The organism is Lactobacillus sp., assembly GCF_014803895.1.
Genome location: NZ_JAAVAU010000017.1, coordinates 98,999 through 123,480, shown reverse-complemented (window position 1 = coordinate 123,480; position 24,482 = coordinate 98,999). Strand labels below are relative to the sequence as shown.

The 24,482-nt window shown below is 37.1% G+C and carries 24 protein-coding genes, 3 tRNA genes and 1 pseudogene; all 28 read right to left on the bottom strand.

Annotation, left to right across the window (positions count from 1 at the left end; translation table 11 throughout):
* Nucleotides 1-9: 9 nt before the first annotated feature.
* A complete protein-coding gene (locus HDR40_RS06220) occupies nucleotides 10-564 on the bottom strand; it encodes a hypothetical protein (RefSeq protein ID WP_290627600.1) in 555 nt (184 codons plus the stop codon).
* Entirely contained in the window at nucleotides 551-1,735 is a 1,185-nt protein-coding gene (locus tag HDR40_RS06215) for a baseplate J/gp47 family protein (RefSeq protein ID WP_290627598.1), read from the bottom strand. The genes HDR40_RS06220 and HDR40_RS06215 overlap by 14 nt, the downstream gene beginning before the upstream one ends.
* Nucleotides 1,722-2,099, bottom strand: coding sequence for a DUF2634 domain-containing protein (locus HDR40_RS06210; RefSeq protein WP_290627596.1), 378 nt, complete (start codon nucleotides 2,097-2,099; stop codon nucleotides 1,722-1,724). Before HDR40_RS06210 ends, HDR40_RS06215 begins: the two co-directional genes overlap by 14 nt.
* On the bottom strand, nucleotides 2,099-2,548 hold the full coding sequence (locus HDR40_RS06205; protein WP_290627594.1) for a hypothetical protein: 450 nt from the start codon (nucleotides 2,546-2,548) through the stop codon (nucleotides 2,099-2,101). Before HDR40_RS06205 ends, HDR40_RS06210 begins: the two co-directional genes overlap by 1 nt.
* Before the next feature lie 10 nt (nucleotides 2,549-2,558).
* Nucleotides 2,559-3,464, bottom strand: a complete 906-nt coding sequence (locus HDR40_RS06200) for a hypothetical protein (RefSeq protein ID WP_290627592.1) — start codon at nucleotides 3,462-3,464, stop codon at nucleotides 2,559-2,561.
* A 2-nt stretch (nucleotides 3,465-3,466) separates the two neighbouring features.
* The gene (locus HDR40_RS06195; protein WP_290627590.1) at nucleotides 3,467-3,871 is read right to left on the bottom strand and encodes a hypothetical protein; all 405 of its coding nucleotides are present in this window, start codon (nucleotides 3,869-3,871) and stop codon (nucleotides 3,467-3,469) included.
* Nucleotides 3,872-3,915: 44 nt separating this feature from the next.
* On the bottom strand, nucleotides 3,916-4,950 hold the full coding sequence (locus HDR40_RS06190; RefSeq protein ID WP_290627588.1) for a LysM peptidoglycan-binding domain-containing protein: 1,035 nt from the start codon (nucleotides 4,948-4,950) through the stop codon (nucleotides 3,916-3,918).
* Between the two features lie 40 nt (nucleotides 4,951-4,990).
* On the bottom strand, nucleotides 4,991-11,341 hold the full coding sequence (locus HDR40_RS06185) for a phage tail tape measure protein (protein ID WP_290627586.1): 6,351 nt from the start codon (nucleotides 11,339-11,341) through the stop codon (nucleotides 4,991-4,993).
* Between the two features lie 221 nt (nucleotides 11,342-11,562).
* Entirely contained in the window at nucleotides 11,563-11,946 is a 384-nt protein-coding gene (locus HDR40_RS06180; protein WP_290627584.1) for a hypothetical protein, read from the bottom strand.
* Between the two features lie 80 nt (nucleotides 11,947-12,026).
* A complete protein-coding gene (locus HDR40_RS06175) occupies nucleotides 12,027-12,467 on the bottom strand; it encodes a hypothetical protein (RefSeq protein WP_290627582.1) in 441 nt (146 codons plus the stop codon).
* 17 nt (nucleotides 12,468-12,484) lie between these two features.
* A complete protein-coding gene (locus HDR40_RS06170) occupies nucleotides 12,485-13,645 on the bottom strand; it encodes a DUF3383 family protein (RefSeq protein ID WP_290627580.1) in 1,161 nt (386 codons plus the stop codon).
* On the bottom strand, nucleotides 13,646-14,149 hold the full coding sequence (locus HDR40_RS06165; RefSeq protein WP_290627578.1) for a hypothetical protein: 504 nt from the start codon (nucleotides 14,147-14,149) through the stop codon (nucleotides 13,646-13,648). It abuts the gene before it with no gap.
* The gene (locus HDR40_RS06160; protein ID WP_290627576.1) at nucleotides 14,139-14,495 is read right to left on the bottom strand and encodes a hypothetical protein; all 357 of its coding nucleotides are present in this window, start codon (nucleotides 14,493-14,495) and stop codon (nucleotides 14,139-14,141) included. Before HDR40_RS06160 ends, HDR40_RS06165 begins: the two co-directional genes overlap by 11 nt.
* Nucleotides 14,492-15,112: a hypothetical protein gene (locus HDR40_RS06155; protein ID WP_290627574.1), complete on the bottom strand. Its 621-nt coding sequence runs from the start codon at nucleotides 15,110-15,112 to the stop codon at nucleotides 14,492-14,494. Before HDR40_RS06155 ends, HDR40_RS06160 begins: the two co-directional genes overlap by 4 nt.
* Entirely contained in the window at nucleotides 15,105-15,488 is a 384-nt protein-coding gene (locus tag HDR40_RS06150) for a DUF4054 domain-containing protein (protein ID WP_290627572.1), read from the bottom strand. The genes HDR40_RS06155 and HDR40_RS06150 overlap by 8 nt, the downstream gene beginning before the upstream one ends.
* On the bottom strand, nucleotides 15,478-16,404 hold the full coding sequence (locus tag HDR40_RS06145; protein ID WP_290627570.1) for a major capsid family protein: 927 nt from the start codon (nucleotides 16,402-16,404) through the stop codon (nucleotides 15,478-15,480). Before HDR40_RS06145 ends, HDR40_RS06150 begins: the two co-directional genes overlap by 11 nt.
* 4 nt (nucleotides 16,405-16,408) lie before the next feature.
* The gene (locus HDR40_RS06140; protein ID WP_290627568.1) at nucleotides 16,409-16,945 is read right to left on the bottom strand and encodes a hypothetical protein; all 537 of its coding nucleotides are present in this window, start codon (nucleotides 16,943-16,945) and stop codon (nucleotides 16,409-16,411) included.
* A gap of 15 nt (nucleotides 16,946-16,960) precedes the next feature.
* Nucleotides 16,961-18,088: a DUF2213 domain-containing protein gene (locus HDR40_RS06135; protein ID WP_290627566.1), complete on the bottom strand. Its 1,128-nt coding sequence runs from the start codon at nucleotides 18,086-18,088 to the stop codon at nucleotides 16,961-16,963.
* Between the two features lie 2 nt (nucleotides 18,089-18,090).
* Nucleotides 18,091-18,504: a LysM domain-containing protein gene (locus tag HDR40_RS06130; protein WP_290627564.1), complete on the bottom strand. Its 414-nt coding sequence runs from the start codon at nucleotides 18,502-18,504 to the stop codon at nucleotides 18,091-18,093.
* Between the two features lie 53 nt (nucleotides 18,505-18,557).
* A complete protein-coding gene (locus tag HDR40_RS06125) occupies nucleotides 18,558-19,340 on the bottom strand; it encodes a minor capsid protein (protein ID WP_290627562.1) in 783 nt (260 codons plus the stop codon).
* Nucleotides 19,333-20,727 (bottom strand): phage portal protein, encoded by a 1,395-nt coding sequence (locus HDR40_RS06120; RefSeq protein WP_290627560.1) that lies wholly within the window; start codon nucleotides 20,725-20,727, stop codon nucleotides 19,333-19,335. Before HDR40_RS06120 ends, HDR40_RS06125 begins: the two co-directional genes overlap by 8 nt.
* 8 nt (nucleotides 20,728-20,735) lie before the next feature.
* A complete protein-coding gene (gene terL, locus HDR40_RS06115; protein WP_290627558.1) occupies nucleotides 20,736-22,205 on the bottom strand; it encodes a phage terminase large subunit in 1,470 nt (489 codons plus the stop codon).
* Nucleotides 22,186-22,680, bottom strand: coding sequence for a hypothetical protein (locus tag HDR40_RS06110; protein WP_290627556.1), 495 nt, complete (start codon nucleotides 22,678-22,680; stop codon nucleotides 22,186-22,188). Before HDR40_RS06110 ends, terL begins: the two co-directional genes overlap by 20 nt.
* Before the next feature lie 47 nt (nucleotides 22,681-22,727).
* Nucleotides 22,728-23,051, bottom strand: a pseudogene (locus HDR40_RS06105) (DNA methyltransferase); the annotation flags it as partial.
* Between the two features lie 59 nt (nucleotides 23,052-23,110).
* Nucleotides 23,111-23,191, bottom strand: a tRNA-Tyr gene (locus HDR40_RS06100).
* Nucleotides 23,192-23,269: 78 nt separating this feature from the next.
* Nucleotides 23,270-23,338 (bottom strand) — tRNA-OTHER (locus tag HDR40_RS06095).
* 75 nt (nucleotides 23,339-23,413) lie between these two features.
* Nucleotides 23,414-23,509 (bottom strand) — tRNA-Ser (locus tag HDR40_RS06090).
* Nucleotides 23,510-24,001: 492 nt separating this feature from the next.
* Nucleotides 24,002-24,475, bottom strand: coding sequence for an ArpU family phage packaging/lysis transcriptional regulator (locus HDR40_RS06085; RefSeq protein ID WP_290627621.1), 474 nt, complete (start codon nucleotides 24,473-24,475; stop codon nucleotides 24,002-24,004).
* Nucleotides 24,476-24,482 lie beyond the last annotated feature (7 nt).

Here is a 24,482-nt window from a genome sequence, read left to right as displayed (position 1 = left end):
CACTCCTCCTTAATTATGTTTAAAAAATGCTTTATGACTTGTAGTAGCGGCTTGTATTATTAACTGCTTACCCGAAACACTTTCAAAGATGAAGTTGTCTAGCCAAATACCTAAAGCTGTAAGTTGTGAAACACTTTTTATAATGATTTTTTGAGCATCACTATCTTTAAAATCTTCTAAGGGTAAACTTATTGAAATGTGGTGAGTACCTGTCTTTATAATTTTTACTTCATCTGTTGAGTTCAAAGCAGTATTTGCAATATCTGCAATTTTAGGGAAAGTACCGTCAGCTTGACCCAATAAAGTTTTGATATATACAAGAAATCTAAATAGTTCATCATCATTACTATTTCTAATGGTATTTCTGTCTCTTCCCATTAAAGTTAAAGCATTACCCTTGGCTTCTTTTATAGAACGCTGTTCTGCGATACTTTCAGATTCTGTGGCTATATCAAGTAGTGGCTGACTAAATACATCAATTACTTTATAAAGATTGCTATCTTTACTTTTCGCCCAATGATCTGAAATTTCACGCATGATGTCGTCAGTGCTACTGTACCTCATCAGTTACCACCTCAATATTTGCTACTTTTGATACTGGAACTTCAAAATCACTAGTTTTAATATCATCACTGCCTAAAGTATCTGCGCTTTCACCAATTTCAATTTCTGCATCTTCAATGCCGTCATACTTGTAAATAATTGGATAAAGCTTTGTTAAGTGAGCAGTGGCACCCATTTGTAAAGTATTGATTTGGTTTACAATGTCGGTCTTCATGTCTTCAATATCATCACTATTAAAGTCAATATTCGTAGACAGATTGACCTTCACATAAATTTCTTTGTCGGCAGCATTATCAAAGCTTACATCTGATAAATTCCCCATCTTATCTTTAACTGTATAGGTTTTACTACCAGTTAAAGAAATGCCAGCAGCTACATTATTAGCTAGTGTTTCTGCAACCTCTTCATTATCACCTCCTAAAACGTAGATATGAACGGTATAAGGCGGATTACCATATTCGTCCACATTCCCACTAGGATTTTGTACAATCCCTACCTCACGTACACCAGAGACTCCAAGCAATGCACTCCTGATGCCATTTAAAGTAGGGCCTGGTGATGATGTCATACTTTGAATAATTCTCGTTCTAAAGTTAGCATCATCTTCATAATCTTGGCCACCGCCCGCGGGTTCAGGATTAGTTACACTAAGAATATTTTCATCCGGGTCAGAGACGATTGTAATCGTATCAGCTAAAACATTTGTACTTGTCCCGCTCTCATCTGCTTCAACATTACCTACACCCTGATAAGTACCATCATCTTGCTTTTTCGTGGTCACATCATCCGTCAACACAAAGGTATATCCATCACTTGTCATAAACTCTTCACCCGCTTCGATTAGATACTCCTCAGCGGTTGTGATCACGATGGTAGCATGTGATGGCATTGCAACCTTTCTAAGAACATTGTAATTGTGCCCCATTCTATCAAGAGATGTTTCAGTAGCTGTTGTAGTAAAGCCAGAGTAATAATCTTTTTCAAGCTGTTTAACGAGTTCGTATATATACCATGACATAGTGCGGGCAAGCATCCCAAAAACACTATTAGCAGTTAAAGCAATATCATCCCCAAATTTGGTTTGAAAGTCACTTTCTATACTATCTAGCAACTCCTCATAAGTAGGTGATACAAAACCACTTTCTGTTACACCGAATTTAATCAACTGCAAAGTCACCTTCTATCTTTTGTTTTTGCCCGCTATCATCAACGATAGCAGTAAAAGTAATCAATAATTTTCTGCGTGGTAAACGTTTAAAAGTTATGTCAGTTACACTTTCTACTTCCGGAACAAAATTAGTAATTGCACTTTGAATATCTGTACTTGCGCTTTCTTGATCGAATTGCTTACCCAAAATACTATGAAAGTCACTACCCATTTCAGGGGCAAGATTTTTCATTTCACCATATCTAATCTCTAAGGTAGCCTTAATTCTTTGGGTTATCTCTTCAATACCTTCAACCGTCTTTAAATCGTGAGTCACAGGGTCAACTACTAAATCCCCATTTTCATCAACTAATAAATCTTTAGCCATTACATCACCCCAATAATCATCGCATCATTGATACTATGTAGCCGAGTAGTATTAGGCTTAAAATTATTGCTACCTTCCCAGTTATCATGATTCTTATCCATAAAGACCACTAAAACTACAGCTCCCTTTTTCATAGCGGGCTTAGAAGGAATGCTAGATAGCAAGCTTGTGCTAATTTTTGGATTGTTATCAAGTGTTCGATAATCAGATTTAATCTTTTCTAGATACTCATCAAACTCATAGCAATTTCTTGAAACTGGGACATCTAAAAGCTGGGCAGAAACCTCACCCTCACTTGAAGTAACTAAAGGCACAATATCCGCTACATGTTTGTTTTTGTTGTAGCTAACTACTCGTGCTAAGCAAGCAACTTTAATAGATAATTTAATTGCATGAATTATTGCTTCCACTGATTCATAAGGTATTCTTTGATTAAAATCTTGTGACATACGTTCCTCCTTAAATTGTTACTAAAGTACATTGAGTTTCTGGATTTTCTCCATCGCTTGTATGTTGACCAGCTTTAACGTAAAATTTTCCCTTTAAATATCGGCTATTCATCTTAATTCCCACATTAACAGTAATTTCAGGAACTAGTGGAATAGTAATTTCCCAATTCCCTTTGCTACTATCATCATCTTCACTATTAAAGGTTGGAGGTGTAATTAAATCTTTATCGTCAATTTCATACCATGTTCTTTTAGTATCTTTGGGATTAACTATTTCTAAATTTCCTCTAACATATGTCATTTTTGAACCAGTCGTTTTAACCAATGATTTGAGTAAAGTTAAAGGCTTACCCTTTGCGGTGTAAGCCTTTTTCATTTTCGGATTTTTAGCAAGTTGAATCTTAGCAATTTTAATTCCACTTTGCTTTGCAATGCCTTGGATAACACTTTTGGTAGAAGTACCCACTCTAAATGTCTTATTTACTTGAACAGTCTTCGTTTTTGTCTTTCCTTTTTTGCTCTTTGTAGTTTTCTTTTTTGAAACTTTCATTTTAGAAGCTGCTACATTTGTATAGTCAGTCCCCTCAGTAAAAGTTAACTGAAAAGTTTCCGTCGTACCATCAGATGAGTTACCTTGCATTTTACTGATATATCCTTGCGAGATTATTTTTTTACTTGTACCCCAGTTAAAGGCTAGATAAACTTTCTGACCTTTTTTATAAAAATCTCTATGCTCCTTACTCATATTGTACATAGTGACCGTATTTACCGGTGGTGTAGGGGTATCACTAAAGTTAGCTTCAAATGCTACTGGGTAGTTATGTTCATACCTTTCGTTATTATAAACTATTTGCTTCTTCCCCTTATCATTTGTAGCCACAAACCATGTATGAGGGTCTTTAGTAACTATACTCATTTTTAAACCTCACTATCTGTTAAATCATCATCCGTTTCATTCGGATCATAGCCAAATGGTGTAGCGCTTGGATCATCGGTTTCAGAACCATTAGGGTCTACTACATCAAGATAAAGTCTTACATTCTCTCCGAAATTTAGCATCCCTTGGTCAGTAGCTTGTACGGTCTCATCCATCGTTCTTAAATCCACTTTAGGCAAAGAAGCATTTGGAATATCACCGCCTACTAAGTTACCTAATAGCAGTGGCTCTCGATTTAACAAAGTTTCACCATCTTTTTGAATGGTTAGAGTGTAATAATCCGCAACTTGGTTATAATCCACTCTCATCGTAAAAATATCACCTGCTAGCTCTATTTCAAAAATATCTGGTAAATCATCTTTATCAATCGGAATGTATTGCCTCATACTTCTCTCCCTAAAATAAAAGAAGCACTATAACATAGTACTTCTTATTTAACCCTTAACTTTTTACCTGCGTAAATTAAATTAGGGTTTGATATTTTATTTACTTTTTGTAGCCAAGAGACAGATTTTCCATACTTTTTAGAAAGTTTATATAAAGTATCTCCTGACTTAATCGTAATTACTGTATAGCTCTTATTTCTATCACCCTCAGTAGTCTTTTGAGACTTAGAGGTTTTACTGTGATTTTTATCTTTGCTTGAAGTAGTTACCTCTGCCGCATAAACAAAAGTGAACGTTATATTAACTTTAATGTCTGATTTATAGCCCGAGTAACTTCGTTCAAGGTTGGTGATAATTAAATGCTTTAGGTAAATATTCCCTTTATAAGTCAATTCATAATGCCTTGAGTTCCAAGTTCTAAGAGTATCATATTTAGCTAATGCCTTAGTAGAACCGTCAGTTAAGACACCACTTAATGTAACTTGTTTACTTGAAATTCTCGCATAATCTGACCTTGGGCTACCTTTATCCACAGCCCAACTAGTGACATTACTTGCAGTCGTTACACTTTCATTATCTGTTGGGTGCAGGTAAATAATTGTGCTGTCATTTCCACTACTTTGAAAAATACCAGCTTTACCTTCCGGTGCCCAGTTTTTCTTTTTTTGAGTATTAACTTTTTTAGTTAACTTATTTACAGTATATTTTTTGTCACTAGATATAAGCTTATCTAAATTCTTTTTAGCCTTATCTTTTGCAGCCTTTTGACTATCTAATTTTTTCTTAGCACTATTCCAAGCTGGGTATCTTGCATTAATTTGCTTTTGATATTTAGCCTCTGTAACCTTATTTCCCTTTTCTCGTGCCTTATCCCTTTTCTTAGCTAATGCCTGATAAACTTTATCCTTAGATTTAAATTTGGAGTTAGCTTTATCGTAATTAGTTTTGGCTTTATCATAAGCTTTTATTGCCTTCTTCTCAGCCTTATTAGAATTTGGATTTTTCAAGCGTGCCGAAACTATTGTTAAATCTTTAGATTTAGTAGTCTTTTTGCTACTTTTCTTTTTGGCAGTAGCCATTTAGCCACCTCCATCTTCATATAAAACCATGAAGTCCTCCTTAAACATATTCGACATCTGAGCCAAATGCATCAGCCATTCGCTCAATAACTTTACTTACTTCTTCCTTAACCTTAAGTGCAACATTTTGGGCATCTTTTGTAGATGAAATTGATCCATTAATGTTGATATTAATAGTTGGGTTGATTTGCTTGGTTGGTTTGGCTACGGGTTTAATCTTGTCAACGATTCTTTTCAAAGTAGAACTTATACCGCTCTTTTCAGTAATTTCTTGTCTATCCACTACTGATTTTGAAGTTTTCAAAATATTCTTTACGTCACTAAGTTTTCGCTTAGTTTCTTCATGAGTATCAACCTTAACTGGACCATCAGCAGTAATTAATTCAGGCCCTTGTTCCCCTGCGATAAATGGAGTACGAACAGTAGGACGACCACCCTTGGCGTAGCCATGACCTTGACCTAAATAGTAAAGAGACGGTCCATATCTATGCTTAGCATAATTTAACCCTGCATAAATGGAATCAGGACCATTAAAAATGTCACTATTCGCAGACCTCTTATAAGTATCAAAAGTAACTCGTTTAGTCTGCATTAACCCCATTGCTGGACCTGAACCGTCTCCGTCTGGATCAGCACCAGCTTGCTTAGCTCGTGGATTACCAGAAGATTCGGTATTAATTTGACGTAAAACCCTATCTACCATTGATTGCGATGTTGATAAGTTCAGCATTCTAAGAACTTTTTTAACTGTTCCTCGCCATCGTTCAACACCTTCACCGCCAGGATTACCACCTAAGTCACCGGAATCCCCAAGATTATCTTGAATCCATTTGATTGCTTTACTACCAAGTTGATTTTTCGCTAAAGTTTTGAGACGGCTATCCTCCTTTAGCTTTTTAGTATCATTACTGGTTGCATCGTGTAGTCCTTTAACTCTAAAGTACTCATACCCCATAGATTTAGATTCATCAATTGATGATACAAGTGCTTTTCCGTATCCACCGTTAGCATTGAACATCATGTGAGTCTTTGGATTAGAGATGATACCAACGTGTCCTGCAGCACCAGTACCATGACCAAATACTACAATATCCCCGGGTTGAGTCTTAGAAATATCTTGGCCAAGTGATTGCACGCCTTTGCTAGTTTGCATATCTACTGTTGAACGACCAATATCAATGCCAAAATGTGCTAAAGCTTGTGCGACCATTCCTGAACAGTCGGTAGTGGCTTTACTCATTGCTCCCATCGCATAAGGAACACCTGAGAATGTTTTTTCAGCATATTTAAGAAAGGCTTCACGTGTTCCACCTTTACCTTCTGCACCGCCACCAATTGCATCATTAATGACCGACCAAATAGCATTATCCCATGGAACACCATATTGGTTTGCGCCGTTTCCAGCCATGGATATGACACCTTGTTTTAGGTCGGGACCCTTTGGCTTAACATTTGAAAGAAAACTATTCTTAAAATCTTTGGAAGGATTTTTTTGCCCTGCTTCTGCAATCTTAATAAGTTTATCTTCATCAAGTCCCGAACCTTTAGCAAAATGGTGTACATCTTGTTGAGCTTGTTGAACTTTTTGTGTTTGTTCTCCGTTAAGAACGCCCCAGCCAGCAGGAATCATCATAGTGACATTATTACCTTGAGGGTAATAAATTTCATTCTTGTCAGATATTAAAGCTTCCTGACGTGGTCCACTTTGAGCATCATTAACCATTGCTAAAGTGTTTTGAGTCAAACGCCCTTCACTATCAGTACCTGTAGCAAAATGAACTGGTTTAATAACTTGGGAATTGCCACCAAATTGACTAAGAACTTTATCAATGCTGCTGATACCATTGTTTAATTGACTAATGGTATCTTTCATTGCATCTTGGGCATAGTCAGTCATTTTATTTAAAGCTTTACCAAAGCTCTTAGAAGTACCTTCTGCGCTATCAATTACACCGTCATGCAAATAATCCATTTGCTTTTCAACGTTCTTGCGCATATTGGTGTAATCTTTTTCAGAATTTACTCGAATTTCATTAGTTTCCTTGCTTACTTTAGAAGTAGTTTCTTTAAAATCATCGTAAGTATGACGATAAATTAAATTAGTTTCCTTCTCAGTATTCTTAGTTGTACTCTTGAAATCCTTATTAGTATTTTGACTAAGCTTAGTAGTTTCTTGCTTAACTTTTACTGTAAGATTCTTAAAATCCTTATCCGTATTTTTGTTAAGTTTGGTTGTTTCCTGCTTAACATTTACAGTAATAGTCTTAAAATCTTTATCTGTATTATTACGTAAAGTATTAAAACTATTTGTTTTTACAACAGGTGCCGTAGCAGGCTGTGGCAAGTTTTGAGCTTTATTTTCTTTTAGGGTGGTTGTGCCATTAGCATATCCTTTAAGGATAGTGCCACGACCCAAACCGCCATTCATTACCTTCTTAGTATCACGAGCGTTTAAAATACGCTCTCCACTATGGACTCTTTCAAAGGCTGGACCATTAGCACCAAGTAAGCGTACTTCATTAGCATATGGCTTATAAGCAAGTTCTGGCCCTTCCTCACCAACTAAGGCGCTATGACTTTGAGTAATTGCCCCACCATTAGCGTGAGCTTTTTTATATTTAGTGCGTGATCCACCAAGCCAATAGTTTACTTCGTTAGCAACATCAACGGCTCCGTTTTTAGCATTCTTCCCTAGGTCTCCCACACCTTTTTTAAGACCGTCCCATTTTTTCTGGACATCACTAAAGAAGCCCTTTAAATTATCTCCAAGTCCGCCCCAAAACTTACTCCAGCCTTCTGCAAAGCCTTTAGAAAATTTATCCCAGCCATCTTGGATGCCTGTTCCAACATCTTTAATCCACTTATCAGTATGATCTTTTGCTTTACCAAGATTAGAGGGTAAATCAGCAACAAACTTCGTTACACCTTTTTTGCCAGTTTCCCAACCTTTTTGGATATTCTTACCAGTATCACTAGTCCACTTATTAATATCTTTCCTAGCTTTACCTATCTCGCCAGGAATACTGGTAAAGAACTTACCTACATTTTGCTTGCCGGTATCCCATCCCTTTTTAATGGATTTGCCGGTATCATCAGCCCAGCGGGTTACGTTCTTTTTAGCCTTAGTGATGTTTCCCGGGATACTAGTAAAGAACTTGCCTACATTCTTCTTTCCTGTATCCCATCCCTTTTTAATAGACTTACCAGTATCATCAGCCCAGCGAGTTACATTCTTTTTAGTTTTATTTATATTGCTAGGTAAATTTTTAAAGAAGTTGTGACCAGCATCAGCGGCCGTGTTCCAACCTTTATGGATATTTTGACCAATACTGTTAGCAAATTTACCTACATTTTGCTTAGCACTATCAAAGTTTTTAGGGAGATCCTTAAAGAAAGTAGTTGTACTCTTCTTGGCACCGTCCCACATTTTTTCGGTAATTTTACCAAAATTTTGAACATTTTTGACTGTGCCATTCCAGTTTTGACTTATGGATTTACCAGTATTATTAGTCCATTTATTAAAGTTAGAACCTTGTTGACTACTCCAGTTACTAATTTTATTAACCGTATTAGCAGTAGACCAACCAACATTATTCCAAGACCATTTATTGGTAGGGGCGGTACTATCTTTTTGATAAGATTGCCACCCTTTAGTTGCTTTATCGGCTGCACCACCAGCATACTGCCCGACTTTTTCGCCAACATAGCCACCAACCATTGAACCTAGTGGACCACCAAATAAACCTAATGCTCCACCAATAGCTGCACCGCTAGCGCCACCAATATCTTTACTTCTTTGAGTAGCATTATCTTTGTGCTGAATAGCACTAAATATATCTGATCCCGCATCTAAGGCAATCCCTGCCACAGAAGCTACATGAGCCACTTTACCGACTGTGGATAAGTTTTTAAATCCTGATACAAGACCACTTGTTCCAGCTACTTTATTAGAATGTCTTAAAGTTTCTAATGGTGCGCTATACCATTTTTTAGGGATGCTAGTAGCAACATCTGCGCCTTCTTCAACAACATCTGTAGCTACTTTAGAACCACCTCGACGGAAGATTTTCTTAAATATTCCGCCTTTACTACTCGTCGCTACATCAGCTGCGGTATCAATAGCTGTAGAACCAATTTTGTTCTCTACACTATGACCAAATAATTTACCAATTCCGCCGCCAATTTCTTGTAAGATACTGCTACCGCCTTTTAAGTCAGTAATTGCAGTTTTTACATCCCCAAGAAATTTAATAAATTTAAGTCCCTTACTTACTGAGTAAGCAGCTAAAAAACCTCCCGCAATCCACTTTACTTGGGTTTTATGGTTTACGCCATAGTCTACCAAGTCTATTACAGCAGTAGATACCTTCTTAATTGCACCTACTACACCTTTTTCAAACTCTTGGCCATCTTTTGATCTAAGAAATTTACTCATTCTTTGGGATGCTTCACCTAATGCAGGCAGTAAAGCTTTACCCATTTGCATTTGTAAATCTTGCATAGCCATCTTAGATTGTTGAATGGACATTTTAGCCGTACTTGAGTTTTTCTTAGCTAATTCGGCTGCATACGTACCACTTTTACCAGCCTTATCAGTTTGACCAGTAAGTTCCCTTAATTCTTTAGTATTAGTAGCTAAAATTTGCCCAGCTTGTTGACCCGTAGTTCCGAAAATAGACTTAAAAAAGCCACTTTCTTCTACTGAGTTCTTACTATGAGCCTTAATATGGGCGTATACAACATCCATTGCATCTGCCAAGCTTTTTAAATTGCCTTGGCTATCAAGCATTTCTTCTTTTTTTATGCCTAATTGGCTAAAAATAGAATTTTTGCTACCAATGTTATTAGTTTGAGTAACTAAATTATTGATAACATTTCGTAGTCCTGTACCAGCCTTATCACTTTCAAGTCCTGCATTTGAAAGTACTCCCATAGCGGATGCAGTTTCACCAAGTTGTAAATGATTTTGATGAGCTGTGGCACCAACATAAGATAATCCAACCCCTAAATCACTAAATCCAGTTGAAGTTGCATCTGCCGCATAAGCTAACTCATTAACAACTTTTTTAGTGTTTTTTAGCATCCCTTCAGTACTTTTAGCTTTTAAGCCAAAGGACTCTAGCGCTTGTGATGAAACTTTAGTCACATCTGCAAAATCATCCCCTGATGCTACAGATGCTTGAACTTCGCTCTTTAAAGACCCTAAAGCTTGTTGCGAGGTATAGCCTCTTTTTACTAAATCTTCATAGCCTTCTGCAATTTCTTTTTGTGACTTGCCGTACTGTAAAGACATATCACGTCCTTGAGACTGCATATCTTTTAAAGATTTAGTTACTTCGACTTGCTTTTCACCACCAAGGGTAGCTAAGTTATTAATTTCTTTATATCGTTGCTCTAAGTCTCCGTATTCTTCTGCACCTTTTATAGAAAATGCGCCAACTGCACTAGCTGTACCTACGGCTGCCATAGCAGGAGCTTTTACAGTATCAAAGCCGCTTTTTAGTAGTGATTTTAGTCTTCCTACTCTACTAATAGATTTATCAGCCGCACTAACTAATCTATTAAATCCAGTAGGTCTAATTTTTTCTATTGCACTTTGCGTCTTTTTGATTGCAGAATTTAACTCAATCTCTTTAGCTTTAACTTCATTAATTTTAGTCTTGGTACGAGTATAAGCTTCACTACCTTGATCAAGCTTTGACAGTTCGCTTCTAAGCTTTGATTCCTCAGATTGAGTACGTTTAATCTCACGTTGGTATTCTTCAACTCTGAGTTTATTAGCTTGCCAAGCAGTAGCATTAGCTTTAACTTTGTTCCCCTCAATTGTATAAAGTTTAGTTTCTGCTTCTAAACGCTTGATAGCAGAAACATTTTCCTCAACAGAGAGTTGCATTTTATGAAAACCAGCATCAGGCATATCTTTAAGCAGGTTTTCAGTTTGACGTAAAGCTATTTTGTAGTTATTTAAGCTGGTAATCGTTTCATCAAGCTTAGCTTTCTGATCTTGATAAGCTTTACTAGTAGTTCCTTGAGTCTTTCCAAGAAATTCAAGCTGATTTATTTGTTCCTTAGATTTACGAGTTAACTCGCCTATAGTGTCCTTGTAGGAAATGGTTTTAACATTTAAAGCTTGAATTGAGGTTTCGTAAGCTTTGGCACTGTTACCATCTTGTGCATACAAGCGAGCAGTTGATTCCAACCGCTTCATATATGACTGGGTAGCATTATCTAAGCTTTGAATACCATTTAGAACACCGTTGGGCATTTTGAGGCTAGAAAAAGAGCTTTGAATGGTCTTTATCTTACCTTCAAAGCTCTCAATTAATTTATTTGCCTTTTCAATTTCTCCAACATCAACTTTAGCTAATATATTGAAGCCTTCTTGCTCCATTCTACTTACCTCCTTCAAATAACATTGCTATACCTTTTGCTACAGATACTGAATCTACTTCTATTTTTTCTTCGACATTTCGCTTATCAATTTCTTCTAAAACTCGCAAATCATCTACTGTGGCAACATTAACAATGTCTTTAGGAAAGCCATGAAGAATTAAACGCAGTTGACGTTGTAATATATCAGCTTCTTCATCTATTTCTTTATTAGATTTGCGTTTAGTTAAGCCGTGCTGTAAGAAATTTAACTACTTCCGCTGCAGATTCATAAAATCCGCGGTGAACATTCCAGAAATCAATACTGTTAATTTTTGGATACACGATGATTCCCGCATTAAGGGCATTTTCTAATACTGCTGGCCCCACAATATTTCCTACACTATCTTTTGTATCAGATTCTAATACTCTCCAAGCTTGGGCTACTCCGGGAAATCTAAGCGTTAATTCATAAGGACTAGATCCTTCTGGACGAATAGTGACGGTCTCAGTTTGACCTTGAAGAGTTGGAATTTCACTTTCCTTGGCAAGTTCTGCTGCGTTCTTGCGCTGCTTCAATACCTTTTCTGCCATCTTGGTTGATTTGTTGTTCTTAGTTGCTGCCATTGTTCATTTCTCCTTTGTAAAAATAAATAATCTAAAATGCACTTAAAAGCTTTGAAACTTTTAAGTGTAAAAAAAGGCGATTATGAGTCGCCTAATAAACTTTCAATAGTTCTGTCTAGTACCACGATTAACCATGCTGAAGTTCCTGCTGTTTCAGCAGTAGTAACATTAGGGTGCTTTTCAATGTAGCAGTGTTCACTATATACGTGAGAATCACTATTGCGGTAATCAATTGAGAAAATCTTTCTTTGATCTAATAAATCAGTCAATACTTTATTACATGGTGACATTTGAGATAAGTTAACTGTTAACTTACCAGTCCCCTTGTGGTTAATTGAAATATTAGCTGCACCTTGTAAGTCAACAGTTGAAGAAGCAACTGCATTATCATCAGCATATTCAACTGCGGTTGAGCCTGACGCAAAATCAAACATCAACACGCCGTTAATTACTAAGCTAAGGTCGCCAGAGTCATAAGGAGGGTCAATGTAACCTGTTTTTGGATTGTTAAAGTTTGCCATTATTTATTAATTCCTTTCTAGTTATTGGTTAAAGTGTCGCTTTCGATAGTACCAGCAACCTTTACAGTATCAATTGCACCGCTGCGGTGGTAAGTAAATGAAACACCACCATAGTGACGCTTAGATAAATCAGCTTGTGGTTGGGCACTTCTTGGAGTTGCAGTAACTGTGTAGGAACCCTTATTAGTGGTTTCATCCTCCAAGATAATGCCTTGTTCATAAGCTTTTTGGAGTACACTAGTAACTTTTGCTGAAATTAAATTAATTCCTGTAGAGTCATATGGAATCTTGTCATAAGACTGTAATAAGCTTTGCAATTCGCTTTCAATATTAGTCTTAACCCAAATATCACCATGCAAACTATCAATATAGTCACCAGACATAACAGTGCCATCAGTAGTTTCACCTTGACCATTAATAGTGATATAAGCAATCAAGTGGGCTGTTCTAATTTGTGAAAGCTCACCACTAGTCAACTCATCAGGGGTAATGCCTTCTAATTCACGGAACTTCCAGTTAACCGAACCAACTGTTAGAGAAGCAGTAGAACCAATTAATGCGGCATCCATTGCTTCACTTTCATCATGCTTAATACCGATGGTATAGTTTTGGCCAACAAACTTTTCAAATGCATTAATATCATTTCGTTGAATTAGTAAGAAGTGATCTTTATTGGTTTCAAAGATATTAGAAGCTAATTGAAGATCATCTTCATTAGTTGAAGTAGTAACTGCAAATGTCCAGTTATTAAACCAAAATGCCTTTAAAGCATCTTGTAACTTGCCTTGTGGGTAACTCAATACAGCCACACGATCACTTGGGTTAGTTTGCGCAAAATAGCTTGCTGCCTTGGCATATACTGGGTTGTCATAATCTTCATCATAATCATCTAAAACAGCGTCTGCGTTAGCATATTCACGATATACAGCGCCACTAACTGAATCAGTTTTGTCCATTAAAAGACCAGCTACTTTTGTTGCCCCTGATGGAGTATTAGTAGCTGGTTGAGTTGCTGAACTATCAGCATTTGAATCTGCTGAACTGGTTGGTGTTGTTTGAACAGGTGCTAATTCATTCAAAATTAACATATTGCCAAGCCCAATAACTGGACGTGGCTTTAAAATAGTTAAAACAACATCAACATCTGAAGTTTTAGAAAATGGTGCAATTCCTGTCATTTAATCTTCCTCTTCTTTCGTTGAAATGGATTCGATGGTTAAGTCTTGTCCATCGAAGTTTAATTGATTTACGTCTTTTGCAACCCCTCTTAATAGTGAAAAAGTAACATCAAACCCAAAACGATATTGATAGTTTCCAGTTACTAATGCTGTTCTATTACTAGTGTTTCCTAGTGTTTGAGGTGTTATATCAGCTTGTGTGAAAAATATTCTGTATTGACTGGATTTTAAACCTTCCCATAACTTTAATATCAATTCTTCTGCATCAAGCGGGTTATCAGAATATGCATCCACTTGGAATTGAGCTTTATATGGTTGATGTTCTTTTTGCCAGTCGAATGTTAGGTCTTCTTCTAAGCTAATAAAGTTGTATGTAAAAAACGGATATTTTTCTTGATTTAATGTTTGGCTTTCATAAATTAAGGGACAGTTGCAAAGCCTTTTAATCATCTGTCCCAGTATATAAATAATTAATTTATGGTCACTTAGTAATTTAGTATCCATCTTTACTTTGACTATCCCCCTCTAGTTCGTATTTCACTAGTGTTGCATAGTCCAAATAATTAGATTTACTTTTAACTCGGTATTTTTGACCATGAACATCTACTACTGTGCCAATCTTGTAATCCTTACTTGAAAGCCAAATAAGGCTATCAGAAACGATTGTGCCACCACTAATGATATTCGCCAGTGAACCACCATTGGCAGGATAAACAGGTTCGTGCCTGCTTTCCCACTTATCTAGTGAGTCTGAAACTTTAACACCAAAATCATCATATTCCTTGTGGAAAGGCTGAACTTTCAAGTCAACGCCATATTCATTCAGCATATCTAAAACATCTAGCTTCATAACTTGCCTCCAGTTGGAATGATCTTATAAGTAACCCTTTTTTGTAACTCACCAGTATCTACCAGTGGGTTATTTGAGCCTTTTCTTTCGACAGTAACAGGAGCATTAGATGGTTTAGAAAGCTTTATTGATGCCTTGCGTATATCACTAGCCGCAGTTTCGCCTAATTTTTTTAACAGCTTCTCTGCAGTTCCGTTTTCAAAGCAAATACTCTCAATACCAGATTTAATAAGGGATGCATACTTACCTTTATTTTCTATCCACGCCGTACGGATAAAAGGGCGTGCAGGAATATCAACAGATTTAACCAAGTAGTACATCACTACCAGCTTTCCATCCCTGTTCACACATAAAATATTTTTACCTTTCGGTCTAAAAAGTCCTTTTATTTCTTTGGCGCTTCTAGGTAAGCCATTATCCCCATCTTCTGCTTCCTTAGTAGGTATAGTAAGCCACTGACCATTTTTCGGCCTTATATGTGCCCCATACTCGTTAGCTCTGACTATAGTAAGTAATCTGCTATCTCTTTCACCAAAAAAGCCGATAGCTACTTGATAATTGTTCAGTTTTTTAAGCTCTTGTATAGCCTTTTTCCAATGCTCTACTTGATTACTCATACTCAATTACCATTAGTCCTAAATCACCTGCATAGCGATTGTATAAACGTAAATACATACGCCCATATGGAGATAATTTAAGCCAATCTAGTCGGCTCTTATCTGAGTAGTGTTTTTCAATAACATCCACCTTTTCAGAGATGACGCTTTCACTTGAAGCTACACTTTGAGTTGTAATCAAGTGTAGTGCTAAATACCTAGCAGCTAATTCCTGAATGGGAACATTATTAACTGTCTTAGGAAAATCATCAGCAATAACTTGAATTGAAGCATCTTCAATTAAAAGCTTTAAAGTATCATCACTAATTCCATCAGTTAAATCACTAGAAGTAGCACGTACTTTATCCACAGTAGTAAGGCTTAAATTATTGTTCATCATTTTCTTTAGGCAAAATGTTATTTAATTGCATAATTGCGTTAGGTTTACGGATAATCACGCCACCTAAGCGTTGCAAATAAGGGATTTTAGTAACCATATTTGAGTATTCTACCGGCTGACGTGTTGGTGCCATTGCATCAACAATTTGACCAGTCGTAGAATCGGTAAACATCAGCAACCCCATGCTACTCTTATTTTTACCAATATTTTTGCCCTTAAGTGCATCAGTAAACTTAATGTCAGCAATGTCATCTTTTATCATGGTGTATAAAGTTTTGTCTGGATTGTAGTCATTATAGATACGCTTTAAGTAATGCTTAGCTCTCTTTGGTAAAACCAATGTAGGCTTCATATTTTCATAGCCGTCAAGTGTAATCTTATCTAACATCTCATTAAACCAATTAACGAATTTATCAGTTTCAATCGTTGATAAGTCGGCTGGCATATCTTCTGATTGGTATCCAACTTTTTCAGCATTAGAAGTTAACCCATAGATATTCAATGCTGAATTTGAATTAGATTCACCGTTAAAAATGATCTTGTCTTCACGTTCAGCAAAAGCACGTGCGGTTTCCTTTTGCTTATAGTCAAGTAAGCTAATATTTGACTTTTGAGCCTTAGCTAACTCTTCATTTGAGTAAGTGGTGGCAAAAACAGAACTAGTGATGTAAGCTGCATGCTCAGTAATGTTTTCATCACCAGTAGGAATGTTTGTCATCCGGTTAGTGTACTTAATAGCTTGACCAGTTGTTTCTACTACGTAGTACTTAACAAACTCGTCCCATGCACCAACCTGCATATGGCCAAAAAGAGAACGTCCGATTAAGGGAACGTCATTTGCTGTATACAATTTGTTATCTAAATAAGTTAAAGTACGCTTATTTAGAATGGTTGTATTATCTGGAATTGGCATTTAATTATTGACCGTCCTTTCCTTGAGTATCTTGCTTAACAGATGATTTATTATCGGCTTGGGTAGCAGTAGCATTAGCCGAAGTAGAGTTATTAAATTGAATTCTAGTTTGTAAGTTAGCAGTTGAGCCTGCATTACCTGAACTTAGGAAGACACCTACTACATCATCACCTGATTCTGCAACTTTAAACTTTCCATCTGCATCTACTGCAGCAAAATCATTAACATCTACATCTGAACTGATTAAGACTGAAATAGTTCCATCTCTTAAAACTCCAAGTGTTTCACCAGTATACCAATGGTCTTCTGCAACGTGATCACTAATAAAGTCATCAGTCATAGAATATGTGCGCTTTAAAGACACACCAAACATCTTGCCACCCTTAGCTTGAACCACTTTTCCATCTTCAATAGTGACTGCTGAGCCAAATAAAATATCGCTCCCTGCAATTTCTCCATTAACTGTTGATGGTTCAGTAGTAGCTACAGTACCAGCGCCTAAATTACCATCGTGATACATCACTGCATCTGGAATTCCCACTTTACTACCTCCTTTTTAAAATCCATATCTCTTTTTACGAGCTTCAATTACCGCCGCTTCATCTGATAGACTATCTGCACGATTAGATTTGAAACCAACCACACCAGAAGTACTTTCAGTAGGTTTAAGCCCATCAAAAAGACCGCTGATATAGCTTTCATCTTTTCCTTCCGGATTAAATGAGTCATCAACGGTCTTAATTGCTGCAACTTTAATTTCTCTTTCGCTTTTACCTGAAAAGTCATAAGAATCGCCTAAAAACTTGTTAGCTTTATTGCGTAACTCTACAGCGGCTTCAATCTTTTCATCAAGTGCATCCCCTTTAAACTCTTCAAGCTTTTCTTTGAGAGTTTTATTTTCTTCTTCTAGCGAGTCAGCTTTTTGCTTATCCTTTTTAGCTTGGTCACTAGTCTTTTCAGAATCACCTTCAAGATCTTTAATCTTTTTCTTTAAAGCTGTAATTTGTGCATCTTTATCCTTCCCAGCATCATTTGCGCCAGTAACAATAGCTGCATCTTCTTTAGCTACGGTAATATCTTTACCATCAAGTCTTACAGTTGTATATTCCATCTGCTTACTCTCTTTCTTTTTACTATCTAACTTATCCATTACCAACTCAGCAGAATCCCCCGTTAACCGCACCGTATGGCCAGCACGTCCACGCTTGACTACAGCCAAATGATTTATACGGATATGTTTTTGAACCGTATCGTATTTTGTACCTTTAAATTCTCCTGATTTTGGAAAAGTATCAGTAGCAAAGCCAATAGAAAGCTCCTCTTTCCCGTATTCTACTTCCTCAATCAAGGCGCTGTCCGTTAAAGTGACATCAACCTTAATCTTTCCATCTTCTACATGGGCATTCCCAGAAGTGAAGCCCTTAAGGTATTGCGTAGAATTTTCAGTATTTACACTTTCTCCGGGGTGGTCATCCGTCAAAGCTTTATTATTAGCTGAGTTGACTGTATCAGGATTTAATAAATCTTCTGGTAACTTTGCCTCCATGTGATAGCTACCGTCTGCATTGCGATATGGGAAAACTCCCACGCGTGCAATTGGTACATCTTTAAAAGTTAAGTATCCGGAAGTTGGATCCTTATAAAATTTTTTATTCTTTATAGGTGCGCTATCATATCGAAGCATTTTTACTTACCTACAGGCACATTGATTGGTTCTTTAGGGATGTAGATAGTTTTACCAACTCTTAAGTTTCTACCCGGTCTAATGTGGTTAAAGTAGCGTAACTGTTGCATTGCTACTAAGAACTTTTGAGCAACTGAAAATAAAGTATCGCCTTCTTGTACTTGATATGCTACAGCCTTTGAATAATCAAACTCACCAGTTGGATCTACTGCTGCTTTCTTAGTTGCCATAGGCTTCTCACCTCCTTTCATATTGATTCTTGTTTCAATGGGTTTAGTAGCCTTAGGGGCTACCTGAGGACTTACACTATAAGTGCTAGATACTTTGGCCACACTTGCCACAGAACTTGTTGCACTAGCCTTAATTTCACTAGAACTGCTACTTTGATTACTTGCTCCGCTTTTTACATCTACCATAATTTTTCCTCCTAATTTTGGGTACAAAAAAAGACGCTATACTTAAGCGTCTATTAATCTTCAAATACTGGGTCAGCTACGCAACGACACCTTATAGGTTCGCCGGGTAGCTTCCCATCATCTCCACCATGTGGGTCATCATATGCAAAAACCTTGCCATCTAACTCACGGTGCTTTGGTCTAACTCTTTGGTCTTCCATTGACTGCCATCTATACTTTTCCGCACCTGCACTTTTTGCACGATAAGCATTTACTTGGCTGATAATCGTGCCTGTTTGGTCAACAGCAATTAATTTAGCTCGTTTGACCGCCATATTTGTACGCTTAGTAAGATTTTCAGTAATGCTAGTTACACCACCACCATCAGTAATACTGCGATAAATATCACCTTCTAGCCTTTTAGAATAATCATCACGAAAGCCTTTGATGAGTTGGACATTTTCATGAATCTTAGTTTTAAAGTAGTTATCTAACTTGGAATTTTTTTCAATTGGGTTTAATCCTATGATTTTCATCTGGATAAGTGAATTGTTGTAACTAAAGTTATCCACAGCCTTTATAAATTGTTCAATCGTTATCTCAAGAACATGATCACTCTGAGCTGTTTCAATAGCTGTATCCAACAACTTTAGAGACTCAAGTATTCTATCTAAAATATCGCCATCAGCATCTAATTTAAAAGTACTACCACCTTTGATATAAGGATTTATATAGTTCTTTAGATAATATTCTGCATCCCTCTTCCAGCCTTTTATAAAGCTCTGAAGAGTCTTAAAATACCAGTCTTCAATCTTGATTGGATACCGAGTAGGAGGAATTTTAATTTCTTTACTCATTGTTTATATCTTCTAATATCTTTTTGTACTTATCTAACTCTTCTTTACTATACTCTGGTTCTTCTAGTGAGTCGTTTTTACTCATCTGCATCATATGAACGGAATTATTATCTTGACTTTCCAGCATACTTGCAGCTTCATCAAGCCCAATAATTCCAGTAGTTACAAGAGTTGATAAAGTATTAGCATAAATCCGAAAGGTTTCAGCTTGTGTCTTATTATCATCAGAATATAAAGGATTAAACTCAATTTTCCAATCTAAGCTTGTTGGATCTTCACTTATACCACCAATGTCACTAGACCACATCAGCATCTCAACAATTTTTACTAGCTGAGGCTTAATTACTTCTTCCTGCAAGCTTTTAACCATCATGTAGTAATTTTGTACATCAACACTCGCCCCGGCTAATGTACCTGCTTGCTGACCAATCATAATAGACTTAGGAATTTCACTCACAGCAGTTAATTGCTCCCATGAGTGAGTAAATAAATCGTTGATACCACTTAAGGTAGGAGATATATTTTCAAACCTATCTTTATCACCAGCAAGTAAAAAAGATTGATTCCGTAAACCTTTTTCAAAAAGCTCCATTAGCTTTCTTTTTTTACCAGCTTCCAAATTTGTCACATTTGAACTGAAATAAGCCCTCGTATTATAAGTTTCTAAAAATTCATTAGTTGACTTAATAGCGCTGTCTAAAGCATCCACTTGGTCTTGACATCTAACGAGAATGGAGTTCCCAGTTTCGTCATCTTCCATCTTATCTAACGAAACATGGAAGTATCTGCTTTTATCAATCACTATTTTTTCAGTAGTCAATGGTTCAAACTTAATATTACCGTCTTTATCTACTGATTCACCGTTACTAGTGATATTCACGACTACAGCCGACTCATTACCGTAATCCTCACTCATAGGATTATCATTTACCCTAGTCTGAACCACATTAATTGGAGAAAAAGCATTAACATATTTAACATTTTTTATATTATCTGCCATCAAAGGGATGTCAGTCCTCGTTTTACTTATCTCATCAATACCAAAAGTTATATAACCATCACCATATAATCGCTGATAAATAATTTCTTGTGAGAAAGCAGCTCTTAAATTAAGGGCACTAAGCGCCTGCTGATATACTTTCTGCTTTTTCTCATCCCCATTTATCACTAAACGCCAGCCATTTCTTGTAGCATCTTCTGCTGGCTTAGCTACCAGTTTTCTTGCAATTCCGTTAGTATGGTAGCTTTCAGACAACTTATAGTAATCGGTAGTATCTAATCTTGGCGTACTATGTGCAACACCGTAAGAATTATTTATGTACTCTAAGGCGTCTGTTTTTTCTTCTATTGAGTCATTTTTAAACATCTTAGTAAAAAAATTAACCATACTTCCCCCTATATACCATAAAAGTTAGAGAATATATCTTCACTCTGCCGTACTTTAATGTTATTGAGTGCTTGGGTCATCGAGTCTACACGGTCATCATGTGGACCATTAGGGAACTGAAATATTTCTTGTAGCCAGTCCTCTATTTCTGGTCGCCATAAGGGATGCGGAACATAAACGTTTCCTGCTTCCCATAAAGGAGATACAGCATTAGCACGAACTTCCTTACCTCCCTCGGGTTCAACCGGTATAATTCCACCAATTTCATCTTTTAATGTATCAATAATTGCTGATCCATTAGCCTTATCTTCGATGTACTTGGCATTTGCCTGTGGATAACGTGCTGTCATTTCTCTGATAGCTGCAAGGGTTTCTGTAAAGGTCATACGTTTATGCACATCACCCGGCATAAGATAGTAATTAGCCTCACGTCTAGCCCATACTTGCCCCGCAACAAAGTCATCATTTTCCCCACTCTTAAAAGTTGCATCCCATGACTGTGCTACTTTATCTAAGTGTCTTGGTAAAATTGCTACTTCCTTTTCTGTTAGTCCCAGCTTAGCCATGGTTTCTTTATCAGGTACATAGTACTTGACCCACTCACGCTTGAAGATATTACCACCCTCAATAGTTGGACTTTGCTGATACAGTGCATTAAACCGCTGTGTACCCATATTTTTCTTTTGTCTTAGCAATGCCTTTAAAGACATACGCTCTTCAGAAAGCGGGTCACCATTAACTCTGCCTAACTCATCGGTTTCACCTAGTGGAATATTTTCTGCAATTGCAGGAAATTTTATTTCTTCCCATGGAAAAGCCTTTTCTTGAAGCAATTTACCTGCTAAATCATCTGTTTGCCATCTAGTCATGATTACAATCACAGATGATTTTTTACCTTGCACACGGGTAGAAAATGTATCAGTCCATTCATTCCAAATACGGTCTTTTATAGTTGGCGAACTAGCCTCAATTGCATTTTTCACTGGATCATCAATAATCAAGAGATCAGCACCCATACCTGTTGCACCACCAGTCATAGAAGTAGCATGAAATTTACCTTGATGTCCTGCAATCTGGAATTCATCCGCTGAATCAACACTTGTTGTTAATCCATACAGTCTAGGTGCCCACTCTTTAAATTTTCTACGCTCATCCCCTGAAAACTGCTTATATAACTTTTTTGAATAAGCTGTAATCATAACTTCACGTTCGGGGTATTTCATCATGTAGTAACTAGCAAAGGTTTTGGTAATAGCTAAAGACTTACCATGTCTGGGCGGCATCTCGATAATGTAAAAATGCTGCTCACCATCTATAATTTTTTGCAATGCATCACAAATAACTTTTATGTGTGGGTACATCTTAGCTGTTGGATTAGCAAGTAAAAAGTAATCGGCATAGCTTCGTCTGGCTAGTTCCATCTTTGCTGCTTGAACAATGCCTTGTCTTTCTAAAAGATTAAGTTTCATCTTCTTCATCGTCCTCATCTGCTAAATGTGTTAAAGAGATAAGCTGTTCAGTAGTTAAATCTTGCATCTTATCTAATGCCTTGCCTGCTACTTGGTCTGTCTGTTCTACCTGCTTCTGTAGCAACGTAGCCTGTATTCTTTCTCGTTTAGCTCTGGCTCTTATGAGCGAACTATTGGCTCTCTTTTCTTCAAGCTTCAATTCACGGTCTAATATATAGCTTGACCAGCTAGGGTCTTTTACACTCAAAACTTGCTTAGCAATGTTGGCTTGTGCCTGTGCTTTAAGCATGTTTTGCCATGCTTTTCTTTTTGCCCGAATATCCGGGTGGTTTCTTTCATAGTCATTCCAGGTGTTGTATCCAATTTCAAGCAGTGTGCAAGCGTCTTTGAGCGATAAACCGGCGACCATATACTGCTTCATTTCATTAACTATTTTGTCAGTAATTTTCGGGGGTCTTCCTGCCTCATTTTTCTTACTTGTCACGCCTAAAATTCACCACCTTTTTTGCAAAATAAAAAGACTAGTTGTTGCTAGTCTTCTATAAATTCAGCCTTTTGTCCTGTAAATTTCTCCCAACGATCAATAATTACATCTACATATTTTGGATCATATTCCATTAAATAAGCATTGCGTCCATTTTGTTCGCAAGCCATTAATGTAGTTCCCGAACCGCCAAATAAGTCGAGAACAATGTCTCCCGATTTACTGCTATTTTTAATTTGATAGTCAAATAAAGGAATCGGCTTCATAGTTGGGTGAAGATCACTTCTTAGTGGTTTATCAAAGTGCAGTATTGTAGTTTGTTTTCTGTCTGAATACCATGAATGTGATCCATCTTCCGCCCAGCCATACAAACTATTGATTAATCAAGAGGATATATTAATGAAAATATCAAACCCCTCTTACGAGGGTATGGCAGTGGTTGGACTCGAACCAACGAACTCGATGAGAACAGATTTACAGTCTGCTGCGTTTGCCGCTTTGCTACACTGCCTTAAATCGTCCGTGCTATGTTGAATTTATTGCTTTAAGAAGGAAGTATCCTCCCTTCTTTATAAGATACGGACGATAATGCGAAAGGCCGGACTCGAACCGGCATAACCTGGGACCTAGGTGCTACTACCTTTTGAGCTACTTCCACATAACCCGGGTGTTGTGCCCGGTAGATAGTAGTTAAATTATTGGATATATCTCTAATGCTACTTTTCAGTAGCAACGGAGCCAGAAGGATTTGAACCTTCGCACGATAACATTAACTGCATCGTCTACAGTCTTAGCAAGACCGCCCCTTAAACCACTTGGGTATAACTCCAAAAAGCCAGCGGGCAATGATAACCAATTTCAGATATAAATCTTAATTGACATGCTGGCTCGCTCGCCCTATTTTGTAGGGGTCATCGCTTTTGTTTTTATTGACATACTAGTACAACTATGTACTAGCTAAAACTTGCCGGGGAGTCCAACCCCAGTTGCTGACAATGAATAATATTATGTTAAACATTTTGGAGGTGTCTTTTTGCAAGCAGCGTGCCAAGTTAGAGCCGTTTAACACGTGGCCTTATTGCCATAGCCGGAGTCGAACCGACCTATGGAGTTCCTACCTTACAAGGCATTACTCATGGCAACTCAAAAAATCCACTAGAGGATCATTCCTATTTGAAGAAAAATTCAAAAAGTAATCAGTCATTTTCATTGCGCATCCGCTGTAGGGCTCCTACCTAAAAACCCTACGATACATATTTAAACATCTTTCAAGACACTTAATACGCACTACTTTGGCAAAGAAATTGCAGTCAAATCGCACTCAATCCGCACTTTTTTTTTCTATCAACAAATCATGTAGACCTTCACAATTAAATTTTACTTTTGCGGGTATCATCGCTTCAGCAAATTGGCAAAATGCACGTTGTTTAAGCTTGGTAATGCTTCGAGACTGGTATGGTACTTTTTGTAGTAGTTGAATATCCGAGTAATTCTCAAAGCAACTGTACTTAAGGATAATTTGACTAGTCATATCACAGCTACGATATGCCAAGCCTACTGCCCTTAACACATTCTGTGCATATTCCATTTTTTGGAAAGCTCTCATCATACTCTTCTCAGAACTATTACTACCTGAATGGGAGGATGCAACTCCCAAAGTAGGGCTAGACAAGTCGATTTTAATCACCCCGGCAACTCTTCTATAGTGATCAACCTCATACTTTAAAAAATATTTTGTTAAAGCTGCTGTAGCTTGTCTATCAATTTCTACTCCTTTAAATTCCATTTGCTTCATCAATTGC

Excerpts from the sequence above, each read along its gene's own strand:
- HDR40_RS06220 (WP_290627600.1), bottom strand. The coding sequence starts at position 564 with ATGAGGTACAGTAGCACTGACGACATCATGCGTGAAATTTCAGATCAT.
- HDR40_RS06210 (WP_290627596.1), bottom strand. The coding sequence starts at position 2,099 with ATGGCTAAAGATTTATTAGTTGATGAAAATGGGGATTTAGTAGTTGAC.
- HDR40_RS06205 (WP_290627594.1), bottom strand. The coding sequence starts at position 2,548 with ATGTCACAAGATTTTAATCAAAGAATACCTTATGAATCAGTGGAAGCA.
- HDR40_RS06200 (WP_290627592.1), bottom strand. The coding sequence starts at position 3,464 with ATGAGTATAGTTACTAAAGACCCTCATACATGGTTTGTGGCTACAAAT.
- HDR40_RS06195 (WP_290627590.1), bottom strand. The coding sequence starts at position 3,871 with ATGAGGCAATACATTCCGATTGATAAAGATGATTTACCAGATATTTTT.
- HDR40_RS06190 (WP_290627588.1), bottom strand. The coding sequence starts at position 4,950 with ATGGCTACTGCCAAAAAGAAAAGTAGCAAAAAGACTACTAAATCTAAA.
- HDR40_RS06185 (WP_290627586.1), bottom strand. The coding sequence starts at position 11,341 with ATGGAGCAAGAAGGCTTCAATATATTAGCTAAAGTTGATGTTGGAGAA.
- HDR40_RS06180 (WP_290627584.1), bottom strand. The coding sequence starts at position 11,946 with ATGGCAGCAACTAAGAACAACAAATCAACCAAGATGGCAGAAAAGGTA.
- HDR40_RS06175 (WP_290627582.1), bottom strand. The coding sequence starts at position 12,467 with ATGGCAAACTTTAACAATCCAAAAACAGGTTACATTGACCCTCCTTAT.
- HDR40_RS06170 (WP_290627580.1), bottom strand. The coding sequence starts at position 13,645 with ATGACAGGAATTGCACCATTTTCTAAAACTTCAGATGTTGATGTTGTT.
- HDR40_RS06165 (WP_290627578.1), bottom strand. The coding sequence starts at position 14,149 with ATGGATACTAAATTACTAAGTGACCATAAATTAATTATTTATATACTG.
- HDR40_RS06160 (WP_290627576.1), bottom strand. The coding sequence starts at position 14,495 with ATGAAGCTAGATGTTTTAGATATGCTGAATGAATATGGCGTTGACTTG.
- HDR40_RS06155 (WP_290627574.1), bottom strand. The coding sequence starts at position 15,112 with ATGAGTAATCAAGTAGAGCATTGGAAAAAGGCTATACAAGAGCTTAAA.
- HDR40_RS06150 (WP_290627572.1), bottom strand. The coding sequence starts at position 15,488 with ATGAACAATAATTTAAGCCTTACTACTGTGGATAAAGTACGTGCTACT.
- HDR40_RS06145 (WP_290627570.1), bottom strand. The coding sequence starts at position 16,404 with ATGCCAATTCCAGATAATACAACCATTCTAAATAAGCGTACTTTAACT.
- HDR40_RS06135 (WP_290627566.1), bottom strand. The coding sequence starts at position 18,088 with ATGCTTCGATATGATAGCGCACCTATAAAGAATAAAAAATTTTATAAG.
- HDR40_RS06130 (WP_290627564.1), bottom strand. The coding sequence starts at position 18,504 with ATGGTAGATGTAAAAAGCGGAGCAAGTAATCAAAGTAGCAGTTCTAGT.
- HDR40_RS06125 (WP_290627562.1), bottom strand. The coding sequence starts at position 19,340 with ATGAGTAAAGAAATTAAAATTCCTCCTACTCGGTATCCAATCAAGATT.
- HDR40_RS06120 (WP_290627560.1), bottom strand. The coding sequence starts at position 20,727 with ATGGTTAATTTTTTTACTAAGATGTTTAAAAATGACTCAATAGAAGAA.
- terL (WP_290627558.1), bottom strand. The coding sequence starts at position 22,205 with ATGAAGAAGATGAAACTTAATCTTTTAGAAAGACAAGGCATTGTTCAA.
- HDR40_RS06085 (WP_290627621.1), bottom strand. The coding sequence starts at position 24,475 with ATGAAGCAAATGGAATTTAAAGGAGTAGAAATTGATAGACAAGCTACA.